Origin of the sequence: Bartonella sp. CL434QHHD (assembly GCF_042195145.1) — a bacterium.
In the GTDB taxonomy this organism is placed as follows: Bacteria; Pseudomonadota; Alphaproteobacteria; order Rhizobiales; family Rhizobiaceae; genus Bartonella.
The window spans coordinates 94,828-114,607 of the sequence record NZ_JBHINT010000015.1 but is presented as its reverse complement, the minus strand read 5'-3'; the positions used below and the strand labels follow the sequence as shown (position 1 = coordinate 114,607).

Genomic DNA, 19,780 nt, shown 5'->3' with positions numbered 1-19,780 from the left:
GAAGGAAAAATTTGAAGAGAATAGCTTAAGCTGGGAGAGAAAGTGTTTTGATGGCGGATACATTTTTTTTTACGCCGTCCCGACGATTGACAGTTGCAAATGCTGCTGAGTTGACGGGTGCAAAGCTTCTTAATCCAGAGTTTTCTCATAAAGTTATCAATACTCTTTCTTCACTTGAGAGTGCGGTGGAAGGTTCACTTGTTTTTGTAGAGCATCGGAAGTTTTCTGATGCTTTACTGGACAGTTCTGCTGTTGCTGTTTTGTGTACGAATGAGATTGTTTTTAAAGTTCCCGAAACTATGGCAATTTTGGTGACATCCACACCACAGCGTGACTTTGCTCAGATTGGTCGTATTTTGTTTCCAGATTCTGTCAAGCCAATGCCTTGGTTGGGGCAGAAGGGGATTTCATTACATGCGCATATTCATCCAACGGCTAAGTTGGCACATGATGTGTGTATTGAAGCGGGAGCTGTTATTGGTAAAAATGTTGAGATTGGTGCAGGAACTCTTATTTCATCCACAGCTGTTATCGGTGAAAATTGCCGTATTGGATGTGACTGCTATATTGCTCCTAAGGTAACAGTTCAGTGTTCTATAATAGGTGATAAGGTTCAGCTTTATCCTGGCGTTTGCATTGGACAAGATGGTTTTGGTTATGTTGGAGGCGGAGTTGGAATCGAGAAAATTCCACAGCTTGGTCGTGTTATTATTGAGGATGGTGTAGAAGTTGGTGCGAACACGACAATTGATCGTGGGACATTTCAAGATACTGTTATTGGTGAAGGAAGCAAGATTGATAATCTTGTACAAATTGCCCACAATGTAAAAATTGGCCGCTATTGTCTTATTGCCGCTCAATGTGGCATTGCGGGAAGTACATCTATAGGGGATATGTCTCAGCTTGGCGGAAGTGTGGGAGTAGCTGATCACATCATAATAGGTAAATCTGTTCAGATTGCTGCTCGTAGTGGTGTTATGAATGACATTCCGGATGGCGAAAAATGGGGAGGTAGTCCAGCGCGACCATTTAAACAATGGTTTCGTGAAGTAGCGGCGTTGCGCAGTATGGGAAAAGTTAAAAAGGAGAAACGCTGATATGATCAGCAGTGAAAAAACTAAAAACTTAGAGGCTGTCGATATTGAAAAACTATTATCAATATTACCGCACCGTTATCCATTTTTATTGATTGATCGTATCGTTGATATTGATGGTGAACAAGAAGCGATTGGTATTAAAAATATAACGATTAATGAGCCACATTTTACGGGACATTTTCCCGCAAAGCCTGTTATGCCTGGAGTTTTGATTTTAGAAGCTATGGCACAAACGGCAGGAGCAATAGCACTTTTAAATTTAGGCAATAAGCAAACAAATTTAGTTTACCTTATGACGGTTGATAATGCGAAATTTCGTAAGCCGGTTATGCCTGGTGATCAGCTCAAGATTCATGTTCAGCTTTTGAAAAAAAGATCTGGTATGAGACGTTTTTCATGTGTTGCAAAAGTAGAAGATGTCCGCGTCGCTGAAGCAGAAATTGCTGCAATGATTGTCGAAGAAGAATAAACGATATTTGATGGGAATTTAAAAATGTCCGGTACGAAAATCCATCCAACTGCTCTTGTGGAGAAGGGAGCGCAGCTTGGTGAGAATGTACGCGTTGGACCATTTTGCCATATTAGTTCAGAGGCTGTTATTGGTGATGAATGTAGTTTGACAAGTCATGTTGTAATAATGGGAAAGACAACATTAGGAGCCAAGAGTAAAGTATTTTCTCATGCTGTTTTGGGGGCAGATCCGCAAAATAATAAACATAAAGGAGGAGCTACAACTCTTTTTATTGGTAAGAATTGTACGATTCGTGAAGGTGTAACAATGCATAGGGGTTCCGATTCGAGTGTAGGAATGACAGTTGTTGGTGATAATTGCCAATTTTTTTGTTATGCGCATATCGCTCACGATTGTTATGTAGGCAATCATGTAACATTTGCCAATAACGCAATGATTGCTGGTCATGTCACTGTTGGTGATTATGTGATTATTGGTGGTGGTGCTGCTGTTCATCAATTTGTTCGTGTTGGACATCATGCATTTATCGGCGGCGTATCTGCACTGGTTGGTGATCTGATACCTTATGGAACAGCTGTTGGTGTGCAGGCAAAACTTGCCGGCCTCAATATTATTGGCATGAAGCGTGCAGGACTTGAGCGTCAAGATATTCATGCACTCCGTCATGCAGTTGCCATGCTTTTTGATCATAGCAAACCATTTAAAGAGCGTGTTAGTGATGTTGCTTCTTTTTATTCTTCTTCTCAGTCTGTTTCTGAAGTTGTTAATTTTATTAAAGAAGAAGGAAAGCGTTTTTATTGTACACCAAAATTTGAAGGTGATAAAATAAAAGAACATAAGGATTAAAAATGCCTATTTGGGGAGCCAGAAGTTTTCTTTCCGGCCGTACTGCTATTATAGCAGGAAATGGTGTTCTACCGATTACTGTTGCGCAGACTCTTGAGAAGAATGGAGAAAATCCTTTTCTTGTGCTTTTGCATGGTGAGGCAGATTCTGTTCTTTATCGCTATGAGCATTGCGAGCTATCAATTGTAGAGTTAGCGCGACTCGTTAAAATTTTAAAAGAGGCTGGTGTATATAATGTTGTTTTGGCAGGTGGTGTGAAAAAGCGTCCACTTCTTAAACAATTGCGACTGGACTGGACAACATTTTTAGCTCTTCCTAAGTTAATCGGAGCTTTGAAGAGGGGAGACGATGCGTTATTAAAAGCTTTTATACGGGTTATTGAAGCACACGGTTTTTGTGTTATCGGTGCTCACGAAATAGTCCCAGATCTTTTAGCTCCCATAGAATTTAATTTAACAGTACGGCGCGCTACTCCAAAAGAGAAAAAAGATATTTTTTTAGCAGTAGAAGCAGCAAAGCTTTTAGGTCAATTAGATATCGGGCAAGCCGTTGTCGTTGTCCAAGGAAGGGTGGTTGCTCTGGAGGGTGCTGAGGGAACTGATAATATGTTGTGGCGTGTTTGTGAAATGCGAGAAAGAGGGCAAATTCCCCTTAAAGGTGGCATTCTTGTAAAATGTGCAAAACCACAACAGGATAATCGCGTTGATTTGCCATCAATTGGGCCAGCGACAATAATGAATATTGCAAAGAGTGGTTTATCTGGTGTTGCGGTGGAGGCAAATAGAAGTCTAATATTATCGGTGAAAACAACAATAGAAAAAGCCAACAAATATTCTCTATTTATAGAGACATTTGAAAGGTTTGGTCATGAATAATTGTTTCTTAAAGATTGCTGTGGTTTCAGGTGAGGAATCTGGTGATTTACTTGGGGCCGATTTAATTACTTGTTTATCACAACAGATAGGATGCAATATTCATTTGATTGGTGTTGGGGGGAGGCATTTAAAGGCATTAGGTTTAAAAAGCTTTTTTGATTCCCATGATATTGCTTTAATAGGTTTAAAGGAAGTATTGAAAAAACTACCATTGTTGTTGCTACATATTCGCAATTTATCCAAATTTATTGCACAAGAACAACCTGATTGTTTAATTATTATTGATAGTCCTGATTTTACACATCGTATTGCAAAAAAGGTACGTGCTTTAGCGCCTTCTATTCCTATCATTAAATATATTGCACCAACCGTTTGGGCATGGAGGCCAGAGCGTGCAAAAGCTATGCGTGGATTTGTTGATCATGTTTTAGCGGTTTTTCCTTTTGAAGAAAAGATTATGCAAGATTTGGGAGGTCCTGCCACGACCTATGTTGGACATCGTCTTTTGACATATCCTCCCCTTTTGAGAGTTCAGTCAGAAAAAAAAAGCCAATTAGAACAAAGAAATTTGATCGATACACAAATATCATCGCCTACATTAGTTATTTTGCCAGGATCACGCAATTTAGAAATTCGTTCCTTAATGCCTATTTTTCGAGAAACAGTAGAGATTCTTGTACAACGTATTCCTCATTTACGTATTATTTTACCAACCTTACCTCATTTGGTAGATAGAATCCGTGATTTTGTGCAAGGCTGGAAAAGCAAGATAGAAATTGTCGTTGGTGAAGATGAAAAATGGCGTGCTTTTGCACAAGCAGATGTTGCTCTTGCGGCACATGGAACTGTTTCACTTGAATTAGCCTTAGCAAAAATTCCTATGGTTCTTTGCTATAAACTTGATCGTTTTTCTAAATTATTTATTTTTCCTAAAATGATGTTATGGAGTGCTGCTCTTCCAAATATTATTGCTGATAAGCCTATTGTTTCGGAATATTTGAATGAATTAATCCGTCCTGGTATGTTAGCAAGACAAGTAGAACAACTTTTGGCTAATCCTTTATTGCGACAGGCACAACTTGATGCCTTTGAGATGGTAGAACAGAAAATGAAAACTGAAGTACCATCGGGGGTTGTTGGCGCACAAACAATTATCGCTCTTTTAAAAAACAAGAATAAAATTGTATAAATAAAGCAATATTTTAATGATTAATATTTAATTTTAGCAAGAAAATTACAAGCACGTTGGCTTTTAGGATTGGTAAAAAATTCTTCAGAGGCTGTATCTTCAACAATTTTTCCATTTTCTAGAAAGAGTATTCTTTCTGAGACTTTACGTGCGAAGCCCATTTCATGGGTAACACAAAGCATTGTGATCCCTGTATCGGACAATCGAGCCATCACTTCCAAAACTTCTCCCACACTTTCTGGATCAAGAGCAGAGGTTGGTTCATCAAAAAGCATGACTTCAGGTTCCATACAAAGTGCACGGGCAATCGCAACACGTTGTTGTTGCCCACCAGAAAGTTGTAAAGGATATTTTTCACAGTGTTTTTCAATACCAACATGTGTTAAGTAACGAATTGCCCGTTCTTGTGCTTGTTGTTTGGAAAGCCCTTGAACGGTCATAGGTGCTAAAATACAATTTTGTATAACGCTCATGTGGGGAAATAAATTAAAATTCTGAAAGACCATTCCTATCTTACGAAGAACTTTTTTTTGCTGTTGTATAGGAGCGGTATGGATATCAACGTTATGGATACAGATTGAACCTTTTTGTGCTTGTTCTAATTGATTAATACAACGAATTAACGTTGATTTTCCTGATCCGGATGGTCCACAAATAACGATATGTTCACCAGCTTGAACATTAAAGTTGATATCATGTAGGACCTGAAAGTTTCCATACCATTTATTTAGATTTTGAATAGAGATCACTGGTTTTTTATTGGGAGAGATCGATTTATTATTTTTCAAATTCATCTTATTTTATTCTTTCATTGATGAATAACGTGATTAATTCAACATTTTGGTTTGGTAAAGTTTTTTATGATCATTTTATTTAACGTAAATATCGAGTGAGGCGCTGTTCGATAAAAACAATAAAACGATGAATGAGTTCAACGATAAAGAGATAGATAAGAGCAGCCCAAACGTAAACTTGAAAATCAAAAGTCCGTGAATAAGTGAGTTTAGCAACTCCCATTAAATCATAAACAGTAATAAGTGAGGCAACAGCACTGGATTTAATCATTAAAATCAACTCATTTCCTAGGGGGCGTAATGCTACAATCATTGCTTGTGGAAGAATAACTCTAAAAAATGTGACAGAGTTACTTAAACCTAAAGCTTTTGATGCTTCACGTTGTCCAGTTGTTACGGATAAAAAACTTCCTTTAAAGATCTCAGATTGATAGGCAGCAGAATTGAGTGTAAAAATAAAAAGACAACAATACCACGCGTTTTGAAAAAACCACCATAGTCCCACCTGTTGCCAAAAACTATTCATTGAACCAAGCCCATAATAAAAAAGAAAGAGTTGAGCTAATAAAGGAGAGCCACGGAAAAAATAGACATAAGCATTTGCAAAATATTGTAAAAATGTATTCTTTGATAGACGAGCAAAAGCGATAAGCATACCAAGAAAAAGACCTAGAGAACAAGAGATAGAAACAAGCTCAACAGTAACAATAAAGCCATTAATAAATTTGGGTCCATAATGGCTTAAAAGATCAGGATTAAAAAGGAAATAAAGCCACTCAGGAATCATTGACCTAGCACCTTTTTATAGCCTATTTGAGTGTATGTTTCCAAATGGCGTAAGATTGCAGTAAAAACCGCTGAAAATAACAAATAGAGTAAGCATGCTACAAAATAAAATAGCATGGGTTTATTGGTAGCAGCGACAGCTAAATTCGTTTGTCGCATGAGGTCAACAAGCGCGATGGTAGAAACAAGGGATGTATCTTTCAGTAAAGTAAGCCAATTATTAGAAAGTCCTGGCAAGGCATTTCGGATGAGCTGAGGGAAGACAATACGAAAAAATGTGGTTGACCGTGAAAGTCCTAAAGCTTTAGCCGCTTCATATTGACCTTTATCAAAAATATTAAATGCTCCAAGCCAAACTTCACAAGAAAAAGCTGCAAGAACCATACTAAGGGCAAGAACACCAGCAACAAATGCATTGATACTGAACATGATTTCAAAATTAAAATAGTCAAATAAATTTTGAATAAGGCTTTGTAATCCGTAGTAAACTAAAAACAAAGTTAAAAGCTCTGGTAGCCCACGGAATACTGTTGAAAAGAGGCGTGCCATAGCTTTGGCCATCTTAATATTGGATCGAATCATCACTGCATTGAGAAGTCCTAGAGGAAATCCTAGAAAGCCACAACATAATGCCAATGACAAAGTCATTCCTGCACTGGAAAGTATAACCACTCCCCATCCACCATTGCTAAATGATAGCAATGCTAAATTTTCAATCATTCCTGTGTTCCTCATGAAAGAGTTCGATAATATTTTTTAGCAATAACCAGTAGGTTTCATTTAAATATCATATCGATATTTAATAAACATCACCTGTAAAATACTTTCTCATAATTTTTTCATAAGTTCCATCCAAACGGATTTCTTTTAGCGCCTTATTGAACTTATTTTTAAGTTCATTATTATTTTGACGGACTGCAATTGCAATAGGAAATCTTGTTTCTTCTAGAGTTCCCAAGAGGAGACAGCAATCTTTTCCTTCATTTTTAAGCCAATTTAATGCTTGTAATTTATCAACAATAATCACATCAAGTCGATGATTTAAAAGGTCACGATTCACTTCTATTGTGGAAGGGTAGAGTTTGATTTTCACCTCTTTAGAAGCATAATGATCTTCTGCATAGAAAGCTTGTGTTGTATTTGATTGCACACCAAGATTTTTACCTCTAAAGTCTTGTGTCGAGATTTCTTTAATTCCCGAAGCTTTGGTAACGATAACAGCCAGTGCTGTATCGTAGTAAGGATCTGTGAAGTCAATTTTTTGTAAGCGCTCTTGTGTGAGAGAGAGGGAAGCAATGATAGCATCATATTTTTTTGCAATAAGTCCAGGGATCATTCCCTCGAAGTCTTGTGTAACAATAGTACACTCAACATTCATTTTTTTACAAAGTGCATAAGATATATCAATATCAAGTCCCTGCAATTTATTATTTGAGTCAATATAACTAAAGGGAGGGTAGGTGCCTTCACTCGCAATTTTTAATGTTTTCGCATCAGCCAATTGGGTGAATAGTACGGCGCTTATTATAAGAGCTCCTGCTAATAATTTCATGATGTTCTCCTATTGGATAAGCGGGCAAATATGAAATCATTATGTTTTTATAATCTGTAAGCTTTTTTGGAGCAATTCAAAAATTTATTAATGCTTATTTTAGATCATTATGTTGGGCATTATTATCAAAAAAATAGATTTTGATACGATAAAAATACAACTTTATCGTTGTCATTAGATTCTATAAAGTGTTTAAATATTGAGGAACAATTAAAAATTATTTTGATAAATGTAAATTTTCTTATAGAAATGCCGAATTTCCAATTATACCTGCATGTCCAATAAAGAGTTAAAGATACTCCTTAAATATACAGATTGAATTTTAATTCATAGTGAGATCTAATCGATATCGAAAGTAAAATATTTTCTCATAATTTTCTCATAGGTTCCATCGGCGCGGATTTCTTCTATTGCTTTATTAAAACTGTTTTTAAGATCATTATTATTTTGACGGAGTGCAATTGCAATAGGAAAATTTGTTTTTTCTAGAGTTCCCAATAGGAGACAGCAGTCTTTTCCTTCATTTTCAAGCCAATTTAATGCTTTTAATTTATCAAAGATGATGATATCAAGCCGATGGCTTAAAAGATCACGATTAACTTCTGCTGCTGTAGGATAAAGTTTGATATTAACTCCTTCAGAGGCATAATGATCTTCCGCATATGCAGCTTGTGTTGTATTTGATTGTACACCAAGGTTTTTACCTCTAAAGGCTTGTGTTGAGATTTCTTTAATTTCCGAATTTTTGGTAACAATAACAGCGAGTGCTGTATTGTAGTAAGGATCTGTAAAATCAATTTTTTGTAAGCGCTCTTTTGTAGGAGAAAGGGAAGAAACAATAGCATCGTATTTTTTGGCAAGAAGACCGGGAATCATCCCCTCGAAGTCTTGTGTGACAATAGTACATTCAACATTCATTTTTTTGCAAAGAGCATAAGATATATCAATATCAAACCCTTGAAGTTCGTTATTTGAGTCAATATAACTAAATGGCGGATAAGAAGCATCGCTTGCAATTTTCAGCGTTTGAGAATTAGCCGATAGGGTAAATAGTGTCGCGCTTATTATAAGAACTCCTGCTAATAATTTCATTATGTTCTCCTATTAGATAAGCTGGCAAATATGAAACCATCATGAATTTTTATAATCTGTAAGCTCTTTTGGAGCAATGTAAAAAATTTATCTGTGGTCATTTTGCTATCATTATGCTGAATATCATTGTCAAAAAATAATTTCTTTTTATCAAGTATGGGAATAAAAAATACAGGAAAGAAGGACACCTCTATTGATTATATGATTTAATGATTTTACTTAAAAAATCAATAATTTATCTTTAAAAGAAAAACTATTAACTTAAATACAAAGAAAATTTCAGCTCTTAACAGGACAAAATGTAAAGTATTTTTATTCGAATCTATTTGAAGAGGGATAAGAAGTTTTGGCATCTTAGAAAAGCACTTAATGTAAGCCTTTTGCAATTTTATCTGAAGAAGATAGAAAGAAAAATTCTGACATTGCTAGATTTTAATATGTAATAGGGCTTTTAAACATGGGGGAATGATAGAGAATACATTTCTATTAAAGATAATGAGGATTATAAGGTAAAATTTTCAATTTCTTTTTGCTAAATGTTTGGCTAATTCGCAGAAAAGTATTCTCAATTTCTTTACAGAGCTAAAACTTAGAATTTTTTAGTAAATTTTTATGATGATGTTATCTCTGTAGAAAGAGTTTTAAAATCACGTTTTATAAAAATTCTTAAAGGATGTTTTTTGATTACTCTCAATAAAGCTTCAGTAAATTGAAGCTTTATTGATCTCTTTTTTTAATTTGCACGTTCATCTATAGGAACATAGTCACGCATAGCATAGCCTGTGTAGAGTTGTCGAGGACGACCAATTTTTTGTGCAGGGTCTTCAATCATTTCTTTCCATTGTGCCACCCACCCGACACTGCGCGCCAATGCAAAAAGGACAGTAAACATTTCAGTTGGAAAACCTAGAGCTTTTAATGTAATGCCGGAATAGAAATCAACATTGGGATAAAGCTTTTTCTCAATAAAATATTCATCACTTAAGGCAATTTTTTCAAGCTCTATTGCAATATCAAGAAGAGGGTCATCTTGAATGTTGAGTTCTTTTAAAACTTTATGACAGGTTTTTTGCATGATTTTTGCACGTGGATCATAATTTTTATAGACACGGTGCCCAAAGCCCATAAGGCGGAAAGGATCATTTTTATCTTTTGCACGTGCAATAAATTCAGGAATTCTTTTAATAGAACCTATTTCTTGTAGCATTTTTAGGCATGCTTCATTGGCACCACCATGTGCTGGTCCCCAAAGGCATGCAACTCCTGCTGCAATACAGGCAAACGGATTAGCACCTGAGGATCCAGCAAGACGTACCGTAGATGTAGAAGCATTTTGTTCATGATCTGCATGAAGGATAAAGATTTGATCCATCGCCCGAGCAAGCACAGGGTTTGTTTTATATTCTTCACAAGGAACTGCAAAGCACATATGGAGGAAATTTGCAGCATAATTAAGATCATTACGTGGATAAACAAATGCTTGTCCGATACTGTATTTATAGGCCATAGCAGCAAGCGTTGGAACTTTTGAGATAAGACGAACAGAAGCAATCATTCTCTGGTGAGGATCTGTAATATCAATAGAGTCGTGATAGAACGCAGACATAGCGCCAAGGCAGGCAACCATGACGGCCATAGGATGAGAATCACGACGGAAGCCATGGAAGAAGCGTGCAAACTGTTCGTGTACCATGGTATGCTGCATAATACATCGATCAAATTCATTTTTTTCTTGCTGTGTTGGGAGTTCACCATAAAGTAAAAGATAACAACTTTCGAGAAAGTCTCCTTTTTCAGCCAATTGATCAATAGGATAACCACGATAAAGCAATATACCTTTATCACCATCGATATAAGTAATTTTTGATTCACAAGAAGCTGTTGAAGTAAAACCAGGATCATAAGTAAAAATATCGGTTTTTTTGTAGAGAGAAGCAATTTCAATGACTTCAGGTCCACTCGTGCCTTTACGCAAGGGAAGCTCTACTTTTTTATCATTCACAATAATATATGCGTTATTCTCAGACATTCGGTATTCCTTTCAGATCCTTCACTTCTAAAAATTAAGACTCTGCTTCATCAGAGTGGGGGATGTATAACTGAAGCTTTTCTTACTTATATTAAGGGTAGATTGCCTCTAAAAGTGAGTACATGCAATCTAAAAATATTTCCTTATTGATCATTATTACTCAATAAGAAATGTATTTCAATGATATAACATAAAAAACTCTTTTAAGGCGCGTTGAGATATCTGTATAGATCCTTATTTGAGGAAATATACTCAGTGCACATCATGGGCATATTGTTGTGATAAGTTGGTCCTTGATGCGATGAAGGGATTCATCGCGTCCTAATAAAATAAGAATATCCAAAACACCTGGTGATGTTGCACATCCTGTAAGAGCTGCGCGAAGTGGTTGGGCGATAGATCCAAATTTGAGATTCTGTGTTTGGACACAAGAGCGAAGTGTTTCATCTAGAGTTTTTGTATCCCAAGAGGGGCACGCTTTCAGAGCAAGATAAAGATCGTTTAAAATGGTTTGTCCATTTTTATCTAAGAGCATTTGAGCTTTTTCATCAAGTTGTAAAGGTCGTTGCGTAAAAATGAAGGAGGCATTGTCAATCAGTTCGCACAGTGTTTTTGAACGTTCTTTCAAATGCGGGATTGCTTTTAAAAATTGAACACGGCGTTTTTCATCAAGTTTTTCAATAATTTGTGCTCCCCTATCGGTTTCTGGTAGAATATTAAGAGCGGCATCAAAAAGTTCTTGATCATTACTCATACGCATATAGTGTCCGTTGATGGAATCGAGCTTTTTGAGATCAAAACGAGCAGCACCTTTGTTAATATCCTCAATATCAAACCAAGAAATCATATCTTTAAGTGACATCAGTTCGTCATCACCATGACTCCAACCTAAACGGACAAGGTAATTGCGCAAAGCAGCAGGAAGATATCCCATTGTTCGGTAGGCATCAACACCGAGCGCACCATGTCGCTTTGATAATTTTGCACCGTTTTCACCATGGATAAGAGGAATATGGGCCATAACAGGAATGTCCCATCCCATTGCTTTAAAGATAATCGTTTGTCGGGCTGCGTTGGTAAGATGATCGTCACCACGTATAATATGTGTGATGCCCATATCATGATCATCAACGACAACAGCATGCATATAGGTAGGCGAACCATCAGAACGCAAAATAATGAAGTCATCGAGATCTTTATTGGGAAAACGGACATCACCTTGAACACGATCATGTACAATCGTTTCTCCATCTTGAGGGGCTTTGATGCGAATAACAGGCTTAACACCTTTAGGAGCTTCAGAACTATCACGGTCGCGCCAACGTCCATCATAACGTGGTGGGCGCCCTTCTGCACGGGCTTTTTCACGCATTTCAGCTAACTCTTCAGGTGAAGCATAACAATAATATGCTTTACCATTCTTGACCAACTGTTCAGCGATTTGGCGGTGACGTTCTGCACGTTCGAATTGCGAAATAGGGGCGCCATCGTAACTAAGACCCATCCAGTGCAAGCCATCTATAATGGCTTTTACAGCTGCTTCTGTTGAACGCTCTCGGTCTGTATCTTCAATTCGTAAAAGCATTTTTCCACCGGTATGTTTTGCATAAAGCCAATTAAAAAGAGCAGTACGAGCACCACCAATATGAAGGAAGCCAGTGGGTGAAGGGGCAAAACGAGTAATAACAGACACGAATATTTTCCTTTAAACTAAGATATTACTTATGGAATTTTATAGAAAAGTCATGTTAGCATAAGTGATGGGGCGTGCAATAGCCGTATTGCGAGTTAAAGTGGGGGACTGATGTTTTATAAAAGTAAAGAGGGTTTATCCGAAAAATCTGTTACAGAAGGAAAAAAGCCATGTCAGATAGGGCAGAGTGTTTTTTCTAGATATGATGATGCAAAGAACGGTAGCTATAACCAACAAAAACTTTTTTTATTGACACTCTTAAAAGAAGTAATCATTTTTTTTCGCAAATGGTTAGAAGATTGTATCAATAAAGAAGTTTCTTTTGGTATCCTTTTTTCGCTGATTTTAGTCTTTTTTGCCCTAGGAATCATTTTCTATTTTCATTTAGAGTGGGAACCAAGTTGGGGACAATTGGGGGCGTTGGTCAGTATTTTTCTGGGAATATTCTATGTTGCACGTTTTTATCGAAAAATATGGATTCCCGTGGGGTTTCTGTTTTGTATTATATTGGGTGCTTTAGCGGCAAAAATAGAAACGTGGCGTATTGCAACACCCATGCTAAGCAGTGACATTGTCACTACATTGACGGGAAGAATTGTTTCTATTGAGTCAGGTGCCAAAGGAGGATTTCGTTTAGTTTTGGAGATTTTGAATACAGAAAATCCTGTATTACGCCATAGTCTTCATCGTGTTCGTTTATCGGCAAGATATTTGCCATCTGGCTTAGCGATTGGTGATGGACTGCATGGAAAAGTTAAGATTCGTGCATTCTCTGGGCCTGTGCGTCCAGGAGGCTACGATTTTAGTTTTCATAATTATTTTAAAAGAATTGGAGCACAAGGCGTTTATTTAGAAAAACCAAGAAAAATATTCGTTTCGCAGCCTGATGGAATATTCGCTATCATTCTACAGAAAATTGAAAATTTACGCACGAAGATGACACAAAGAATCCATATAGCCCTTGAAGGAGAAAAGGGGAGTGTTGCAGCTGCCCTCATAACAGGGCAGCGTGCTGGTATTTCAAATGAGACAAATGAAGCATTACGTACAGCTGGATTAGCTCATATTTTATCAATATCAGGTTTACATATGGCGTTGTTAAGCGGCATAGTTCTTTTGAGTATCCGTAGTTTTTTAGCATTTTTTCCAGTTTTTTCTTCCTATTATTCCAGTAAAAAATTTGCTGCTATCGTTGCTTTTATGATAACAGCTTTTTATTTGTTATTGTCGGGCTTAGCAATATCAGCGCAAAGAAGTTTTGTGATGATTGCTGTTATGTTGGTTGCTATATTGTGTAATCGCTCTGCTATAACAATGCGTAATTTTTCCATTGCAGGGTTGATAACTCTAGCGATGACACCCCATGAAATATTAGGTCCTAGCTTTCAAATGTCCTTTTCTGCGACTGCTGCTTTGATCGCTTTTTTTGATTGGTGGAGTGGAAGATCATTTTTTCGTAAAAGAAAAACAACTCCCTCTTATGTTGGAGGAGGAGTGATAAATTTTGTTTTCTCATCGATGCTTTCAACATGTGCTTCTTCCTTTGTTGCAGGGAGTGCAAGTGGAATTTATGCTGCTTATCATTTTTCTAATATGGCATCTTTGAGCATTATTAGTAATGCTTTTGCTTTGCCTGTCATTTCAATTTTTGTCATTCCCTTTGGATTAATCGCAGTTCTTGCAATGTTAGGAGGATTCGAATGGCTTCCTCTTCAAATTATGGGTTTTGGAGTTGATCTTGTAATAAAGATTGCACATGCTATCAAGGCTATTTCTCCTGATTTGAATCCTGGTTTTATGCCGTTATCAGCGTTAGTTTTATTGAGTATAGGCTTGGTTGGACTGACTTTTTGCAAAACACCCATCCGGCTCTTTTTTAGTTTGTTTATTTTGGCAGGTATTTCTATTTGTGTAATGCATTCACCTGTACAACTGATTATAGCAGATAATATGCGTCTCGTGGGCGTTATCCATGATAAAAAATTATATATTGATCGTTACCATATTTCTAAGTTCACGACATCCATATGGAAAAAGTCATTTCGTGTGAATGAAACGATTAAACCAACAAAATATGGTCCTTCGTTGCACGGACAATTTATTTGTGATTATCATGTATGTACATCTTTATTGGATAATGGATTAAAAGTGATCGTTTTACAGAGAGAAACAGATCAATGTGTAGAGGCAGATATTCTCATTCAGACATTTATGATGCATAATCCAACTTGTTACAAGAAGGCAAAAATAATATTTATGCCTCAACAATTGTTATCACGAGGAAGCGTTATGATGACCAAAGGTGGAGATATTATTTGGTCTTCTCTAGGGTTTCATAGACCATGGAATATGCACAGACAGCATTCATAAAAACATATAATCGGTCATATTTTGCTTCACATTTGGATAATGACAAAACAAAAAATAACAGAAGACTTTTCTCATAATATTTTACGGTATTTAGATTGGTAATTTTATCAATGTCATTGAAACGAGATAATAATCTACAGTTTTCTAGAAATAGATGATTTTTTATATCTGATCATTTTAATTTTTTCAAAAAAATTGATATGTGCATCTTTGTGCATCCTATTGATAGCACAAGATAAATCAAAAATTCTTATTGAATGAAAAAAATGCTAACAAATCTTCTCAAAGAAATAAAAAAGATAATTGTTGATTATTCTATTTTATTCTTATCATATATTTCTATAACGGGTAACATCTCTTCAAGCAAAAGATGATGGTAAATTTAAATAGATTGCGTCAAGAGGTTATCTTTTATTATCATTATTATCGGTGGTAATAGGGGTGATAAATGCTGCTTATACGGATAGAAGGCAAAGTCATTCATGAATGTTCAGCAGTTAAAAAAAATGGCAGCTATTAAAGCGCTTGAGTTTGTTGAAGATGGTATGCGGCTTGGTATCGGATCTGGTTCGACAGTCAATGAATTTATTCGTCTTCTAGGTGAGCGTGTTGCGGATGGTTTGCGTGTGACTGGTGTTGCTACTTCAAGATATTCTGAACAACTCTGTCATAAGTTTGGAGTGCCTGTTAGCACTTTAGAACAAATACCTGAGCTGGACCTTGATATTGACGGAGCAGATGAAATTGGTCCTGAGATGATGCTCATTAAAGGGGGAGGGGGAGCATTGTTGTATGAAAAAATTGTAGCATCGGCATCTCGTGCAATGCTTGTCATTGCGGATGAAACAAAGGTGGTAAAAAGACTTGGTGCTTTTGCACTACCAATTGAAGTTAATCCATTTGGTATCCACACAACATGCAGAGCCATTGAAAAAGTCGCTGATGATTTAGGGCTTTCTGGGAAAATTTCATTGCGAATGAATGGAAAAGATCCTTTTGAAACAGATGGTGGCCATTTTATTCTTGATGCATTTTGGGGCTGCATTTTGCAACCAAAACCATTATCGGATGCACTTCTTGCTATTCCTGGTGTTGTTGAGCATGGCCTTTTTTTGGGGTTGGCTTCACGTGCAATTGTCGCTATGGCTGATGGTCAAATAAAAGTTTTAGAACCGTTTGATTTTTAGAAAAGGCATTTACATGATGATATGTTAGCACAGTAAATAAAGGGTCTTAAAGATTTTAGGTAGAATAACGAATTAAAATTATAATTAGCTATCGGGGTAATCATTAAATGAAAATAATATTTTCTTTTCAGCGTTTTGTCGTATATTTTGGTGTAATTGCTATTTTTTTTGTAAATGTTGGAACGGTTTATGCACAAGGTGTGAGTGATCAACATTTGGATTCAGCGCGAAAGGCAATCAGAGCTATTCATGCAACGGATCAATTTGATAGTTTTTTACCAAATGCGGTCCATGATTTCAAAAATGAACTGATCAGCGATGATCCGAATTTAGCAACAGCTATTTCTGATATTGTTGATAAGCAGGCGCTTGCTTTAATTAAAAGGCGCTCTGATCTAGAAAAAGAGATTGCTCATGTATATGCAAAATATTTTACTCAAAAAGAGCTTGATGCGATAACAACATTTTATAATTCTGATACCGGTAAAAAGTTTTTGACAGAAGTCCCCAATATTGCACGTGATTCTTATTCAGCATTTGATATATGGCGTACTGCTCTTATGCGGGATCTTGTAGAAAATGTGAAAAAAGAGATGTCTGAAACACTTAATTTGAATAATTCTACTATGCCTACAAATATGCCAATAAAATCAGAATCTTCAGAAAATAAAAAATAGCTTGATCGATATCATGACAACAATGGGCAATTTCTGATTTTTTTAATAGCGGCGGTTTTCCCGCCGTTTTTAATATTTTAATGAGAGTAGGTCTTTTTAGAATACTGCTTTATAAAAAATGCTTCTTCAAAAGAAAAAAAGACTTTCATTTGATAATAAAAGACCTTAGCCTACTCTTGCAGCTATATAAGAAGGAATAATTCGTGGGCTCTTTTGATTTTGATTTATTTGTTATTGGAAGTGGTTCTGGTGGAGTGCGTGCAGCACGGCTTGCTGGAGGTCTTGGCAAGCGGGTCGCTATAGCAGAGGAATATCGTATAGGGGGCACTTGTGTTATTCGTGGTTGCGTTCCCAAAAAACTTTATGTTTATGCATCACAATATGTAAAAGAATTTAAGAAAAGTGTTGGTTTTGGGTGGGAATATGCGGATCCAATTTTTAGCTGGGAAAAGTTGGTTGCAGCTAAAAATAAAGAAATATCAAGGTTAGAAGGGCTGTATCGTAAGGGATTAGAAAATAACAATGTGCATATTTATGAAAGTCGTGCTACTTTTATAGATGATCACACATTAGAGCTTTCTGCCACGGGTGAGCGGGTAAGTGCAGAAAAAATTTTGATTGCAACGGGAGCAAAATTTGCACAAAATACTCCCATAGAAGGTGGTGAATTTTGCCTTACTTCTAATGAGATTTTTGACCTTGATCAACTCCCAAAATCAATAGTCATTGTTGGTGGAGGGTATATTGGTGTTGAATTTGCTAATATTTTTCATGAATTAGGTGTAAAAACAACACTTCTCCATCGGAGTGATTTAATCCTTCGTAATTTTGATCATGATTTGCGGCAATTGCTCAGCGATGCAATGATTGAAAAAGGGATTTCTATTCTCTACGGAATAACAATTTCTAAAGTGCAGGCTGCAGAAAATTGTTATGAAGTTGTTTTATCAAATGGGAAAATAATCAGTGCCGATCAGATTATGTTGGCTACGGGGCGTGTACCAAATACAACGGGTTTAAGACTTGATAGGGCAGGTGTTCAAGTGGATGAATTTGGTGCAGTTGTTGTTGATGAGAAAATGACAACAAATATCCCCCATATTTGGGCTGTTGGTGATGTAACAGGTCATATTCAATTAACACCTGTTGCGATTCATGATGCAATGTGTTTTGTTAAGACAGCATTTGAGAATATTCCCACAACACCTGATTATGATTTAATTACAACAGCAGTTTTTTCACAGCCAGAGATTGGAACGGTTGGTCTTTCAGAAGAAGAGGCGGTAAAGCGTTATAAGCGTCTTGAAATTTATCGTACAGTTTTTCGTCCTATGCGTAATGTTCTTTCTGGTAGTTCAGAGAAAATGCTTATGAAACTCATTGTTGATGGTGAAAGCCGTATTGTTGTGGGCGCTCATATTTTAGGGGAAAATGCTGGTGAGATGGCACAGCTTATAGGGATATCTCTCAAGGGTAAGCTGACGAAGGATATCTTTGACGAGACGATGGCAGTGCATCCAACGATGGCAGAAGAATTGGTAACAATGTATAAACCAAGTTATATATATGAAAATGGGAAGAAAATAGAAAGTTAAACAGCATATATTATGGTAAAAAGTTTTTGAGATGCTAATCTTTAAGCTTAATCTTTAGAGAGAGTGTAATGATAAAAGAATGGGCGCCTGACACTTGGAGAACAAGGCCAATTAAACAAGTTCCGACTTATCCGGATAAGTCTATGTTAGAAGATGTTGAGCGAAAACTGAGAAGCTATCCTCCTTTAGTTTTTGCCGGTGAAGCACGTGATTTAAAAAATGAATTAGCAGCCGTTGCGAAAGGCCAAGCTTTTTTATTACAAGGTGGTGATTGTGCCGAAAGCTTTGCAGAACATGAAGCTGATAATATCCGTGATTTTTTTCGCGTATTTTTGCAAATGGCGATTGTTTTAACCTTTGGTAGTTCTAAACCGGTTGTTAAGATTGGTCGTATTGCTGGTCAATTTGCAAAGCCTCGCTCTTCTGATATAGAAAGAAAAGAGGGGGTTGAATTTCCTGCTTATCGTGGGGATATTATTAATGGCATTGAATTTGAAGCCGGTTCTCGTATTCCAGATCCGCAACGGATGTCTATGGCTTATCGCCAATCTGCGGCAACACTTAATCTATTGCGTGCTTTTTCACAAGGTGGCTATGCTAATTTAGAAAATGTTCACACATGGATGTTGAGTTTTGTTTCTAACAGTCCGCAGGGGGAACGTTATGAATTATTGGCAGAGCGTATTTCTGAAGCAATTGATTTTATGCGTTCTATAGGGATTACATCCAAAACACATTCTTCATTGCGTGAAACATCTTTTTATACCAGTCATGAAGCACTGTTGCTTGGTTATGAAGAGGCTTTGACTCGGATTGATTCAACTTCAGGAAATTGGTATGCAACATCTGGTCATATGCTATGGATTGGTGACCGTACGCGTCAGATTGACCATGCTCACGTTGAATATTGTCGCGGCATTAAAAATCCTATAGGATTAAAATGTGGTCCTTCCATTGAGTCTGATGAGCTTTTAAAATTAATTGATATTTTAAATCCTGAAAACGAGTTGGGGCGGCTTACTCTCATTACGCGCTTTGGTTATGATAAAGTTGAACGTTATCTGCCTAAACTCATCCGTGCCGTTGAACGCGAGAAGCGTGCGGTTATATGGTCATGTGATCCAATGCATGGCAATACAATTACTGCCAATGGTTATAAGACGCGTCCCTTTGATTATGTTTTAAAAGAAGTAGAGAATTTTTTTGCAGTGCATCGTGGAGAAGGAACTTATCCAGGGGGCATTCATATTGAGATGACAGGTCGTGATGTTACTGAATGTACAGGAGGGGCGCATGCCATTTCTGTGGACGATCTATCTGATCGTTATCATACGCAATGTGATCCTCGGCTAAATGCAGATCAAGCGTTAGAATTGGCTTTTCTTGTTGCTGAACTCCTTAAAAAAAATCGTGCGACTGACTCGTTAGCAATTGCTGCTGAGGGGTAGGCAAAAATTTACTTAATATTTTTTTTAGGTCATTATGGCAGAAGAGAATTTTTAAAAAAGTGATATTTCCGATGATGA

At 36.8% G+C, this 19,780-nt stretch carries 17 protein-coding genes; 10 read left to right on the top strand and 7 right to left on the bottom strand.

All coding sequences use genetic code 11. The annotated features are described in order from the left end of the window. The first annotated feature begins 50 nt into the window (after positions 1-50). From lpxD to lpxB, 5 genes are read left to right on the top strand one after another with little or no spacing between them, the layout of a single operon-like run. Positions 51-1,097 (top strand): UDP-3-O-(3-hydroxymyristoyl)glucosamine N-acyltransferase, encoded by a 1,047-nt coding sequence (gene lpxD, locus ACFILN_RS03270; protein WP_273790671.1) that lies wholly within the window; start codon positions 51-53, stop codon positions 1,095-1,097. A gap of 1 nt (position 1,098) precedes the next feature. After that, positions 1,099-1,566 (top strand): 3-hydroxyacyl-ACP dehydratase FabZ, encoded by a 468-nt coding sequence (fabZ, locus tag ACFILN_RS03265; protein WP_273790672.1) that lies wholly within the window; start codon positions 1,099-1,101, stop codon positions 1,564-1,566. A gap of 24 nt (positions 1,567-1,590) precedes the next feature. Next, positions 1,591-2,415, top strand: a complete 825-nt coding sequence (gene lpxA, locus ACFILN_RS03260; protein WP_273790673.1) for an acyl-ACP--UDP-N-acetylglucosamine O-acyltransferase — start codon at positions 1,591-1,593, stop codon at positions 2,413-2,415. Between the two features lie 2 nt (positions 2,416-2,417). After that, positions 2,418-3,290 (top strand): LpxI family protein, encoded by an 873-nt coding sequence (locus ACFILN_RS03255; RefSeq protein ID WP_375643547.1) that lies wholly within the window; start codon positions 2,418-2,420, stop codon positions 3,288-3,290. Next, a complete protein-coding gene (gene lpxB / locus ACFILN_RS03250; RefSeq protein ID WP_273790675.1) occupies positions 3,283-4,479 on the top strand; it encodes a lipid-A-disaccharide synthase in 1,197 nt (398 codons plus the stop codon). The genes ACFILN_RS03255 and lpxB overlap by 8 nt, the downstream gene beginning before the upstream one ends. 20 nt (positions 4,480-4,499) lie before the next feature. On the opposite strand, the gene ACFILN_RS03245 is transcribed toward lpxB, so the two are convergent. The 7 genes from ACFILN_RS03245 to gltX form a co-directional block, all read right to left on the bottom strand. Next, positions 4,500-5,273, bottom strand: a complete 774-nt coding sequence (locus ACFILN_RS03245; protein ID WP_273790676.1) for an amino acid ABC transporter ATP-binding protein — start codon at positions 5,271-5,273, stop codon at positions 4,500-4,502. 79 nt (positions 5,274-5,352) lie between these two features. Further along, positions 5,353-6,060 (bottom strand): ABC transporter permease, encoded by a 708-nt coding sequence (locus ACFILN_RS03240; RefSeq protein WP_273790677.1) that lies wholly within the window; start codon positions 6,058-6,060, stop codon positions 5,353-5,355. Then, complete coding sequence (locus ACFILN_RS03235) at positions 6,057-6,779, bottom strand: ABC transporter permease (protein ID WP_273790678.1); 723 nt, start codon at positions 6,777-6,779, stop codon at positions 6,057-6,059. Before ACFILN_RS03235 ends, ACFILN_RS03240 begins: the two co-directional genes overlap by 4 nt. Before the next feature lie 79 nt (positions 6,780-6,858). After that, positions 6,859-7,611, bottom strand: a complete 753-nt coding sequence (locus tag ACFILN_RS03230; protein WP_375631231.1) for a transporter substrate-binding domain-containing protein — start codon at positions 7,609-7,611, stop codon at positions 6,859-6,861. Positions 7,612-7,950: 339 nt separating this feature from the next. Beyond that, on the bottom strand, positions 7,951-8,703 hold the full coding sequence (locus ACFILN_RS03225) for a transporter substrate-binding domain-containing protein (protein WP_273790680.1): 753 nt from the start codon (positions 8,701-8,703) through the stop codon (positions 7,951-7,953). Positions 8,704-9,436: 733 nt separating this feature from the next. Then, complete coding sequence (gene gltA / locus ACFILN_RS03220) at positions 9,437-10,732, bottom strand: citrate synthase (RefSeq protein WP_273790681.1); 1,296 nt, start codon at positions 10,730-10,732, stop codon at positions 9,437-9,439. A gap of 262 nt (positions 10,733-10,994) precedes the next feature. Continuing rightward, on the bottom strand, positions 10,995-12,425 hold the full coding sequence (gene gltX / locus ACFILN_RS03215; protein ID WP_375670844.1) for a glutamate--tRNA ligase: 1,431 nt from the start codon (positions 12,423-12,425) through the stop codon (positions 10,995-10,997). Positions 12,426-12,536: 111 nt separating this feature from the next. On the opposite strand from gltX, the gene ACFILN_RS03210 reads away from it, so the two are divergent. The 5 genes from ACFILN_RS03210 (at position 12,537) to ACFILN_RS03190 (ending at position 19,702) form a co-directional block, all read left to right on the top strand. After that, the gene (locus tag ACFILN_RS03210; protein WP_375643543.1) at positions 12,537-14,795 is read left to right on the top strand and encodes a ComEC/Rec2 family competence protein; all 2,259 of its coding nucleotides are present in this window, start codon (positions 12,537-12,539) and stop codon (positions 14,793-14,795) included. A gap of 482 nt (positions 14,796-15,277) precedes the next feature. Further along, a complete protein-coding gene (gene rpiA / locus ACFILN_RS03205) occupies positions 15,278-15,982 on the top strand; it encodes a ribose-5-phosphate isomerase RpiA (protein WP_273790684.1) in 705 nt (234 codons plus the stop codon). 107 nt (positions 15,983-16,089) lie between these two features. Beyond that, the gene (locus tag ACFILN_RS03200) at positions 16,090-16,659 is read left to right on the top strand and encodes a DUF2059 domain-containing protein (RefSeq protein WP_273790685.1); all 570 of its coding nucleotides are present in this window, start codon (positions 16,090-16,092) and stop codon (positions 16,657-16,659) included. Between the two features lie 203 nt (positions 16,660-16,862). Then, positions 16,863-18,254, top strand: coding sequence for a glutathione-disulfide reductase (gene gor, locus ACFILN_RS03195; protein WP_273790686.1), 1,392 nt, complete (start codon positions 16,863-16,865; stop codon positions 18,252-18,254). Positions 18,255-18,322: 68 nt separating this feature from the next. Next, positions 18,323-19,702 (top strand): class II 3-deoxy-7-phosphoheptulonate synthase, encoded by a 1,380-nt coding sequence (locus ACFILN_RS03190; RefSeq protein WP_273790687.1) that lies wholly within the window; start codon positions 18,323-18,325, stop codon positions 19,700-19,702. Positions 19,703-19,780 lie beyond the last annotated feature (78 nt).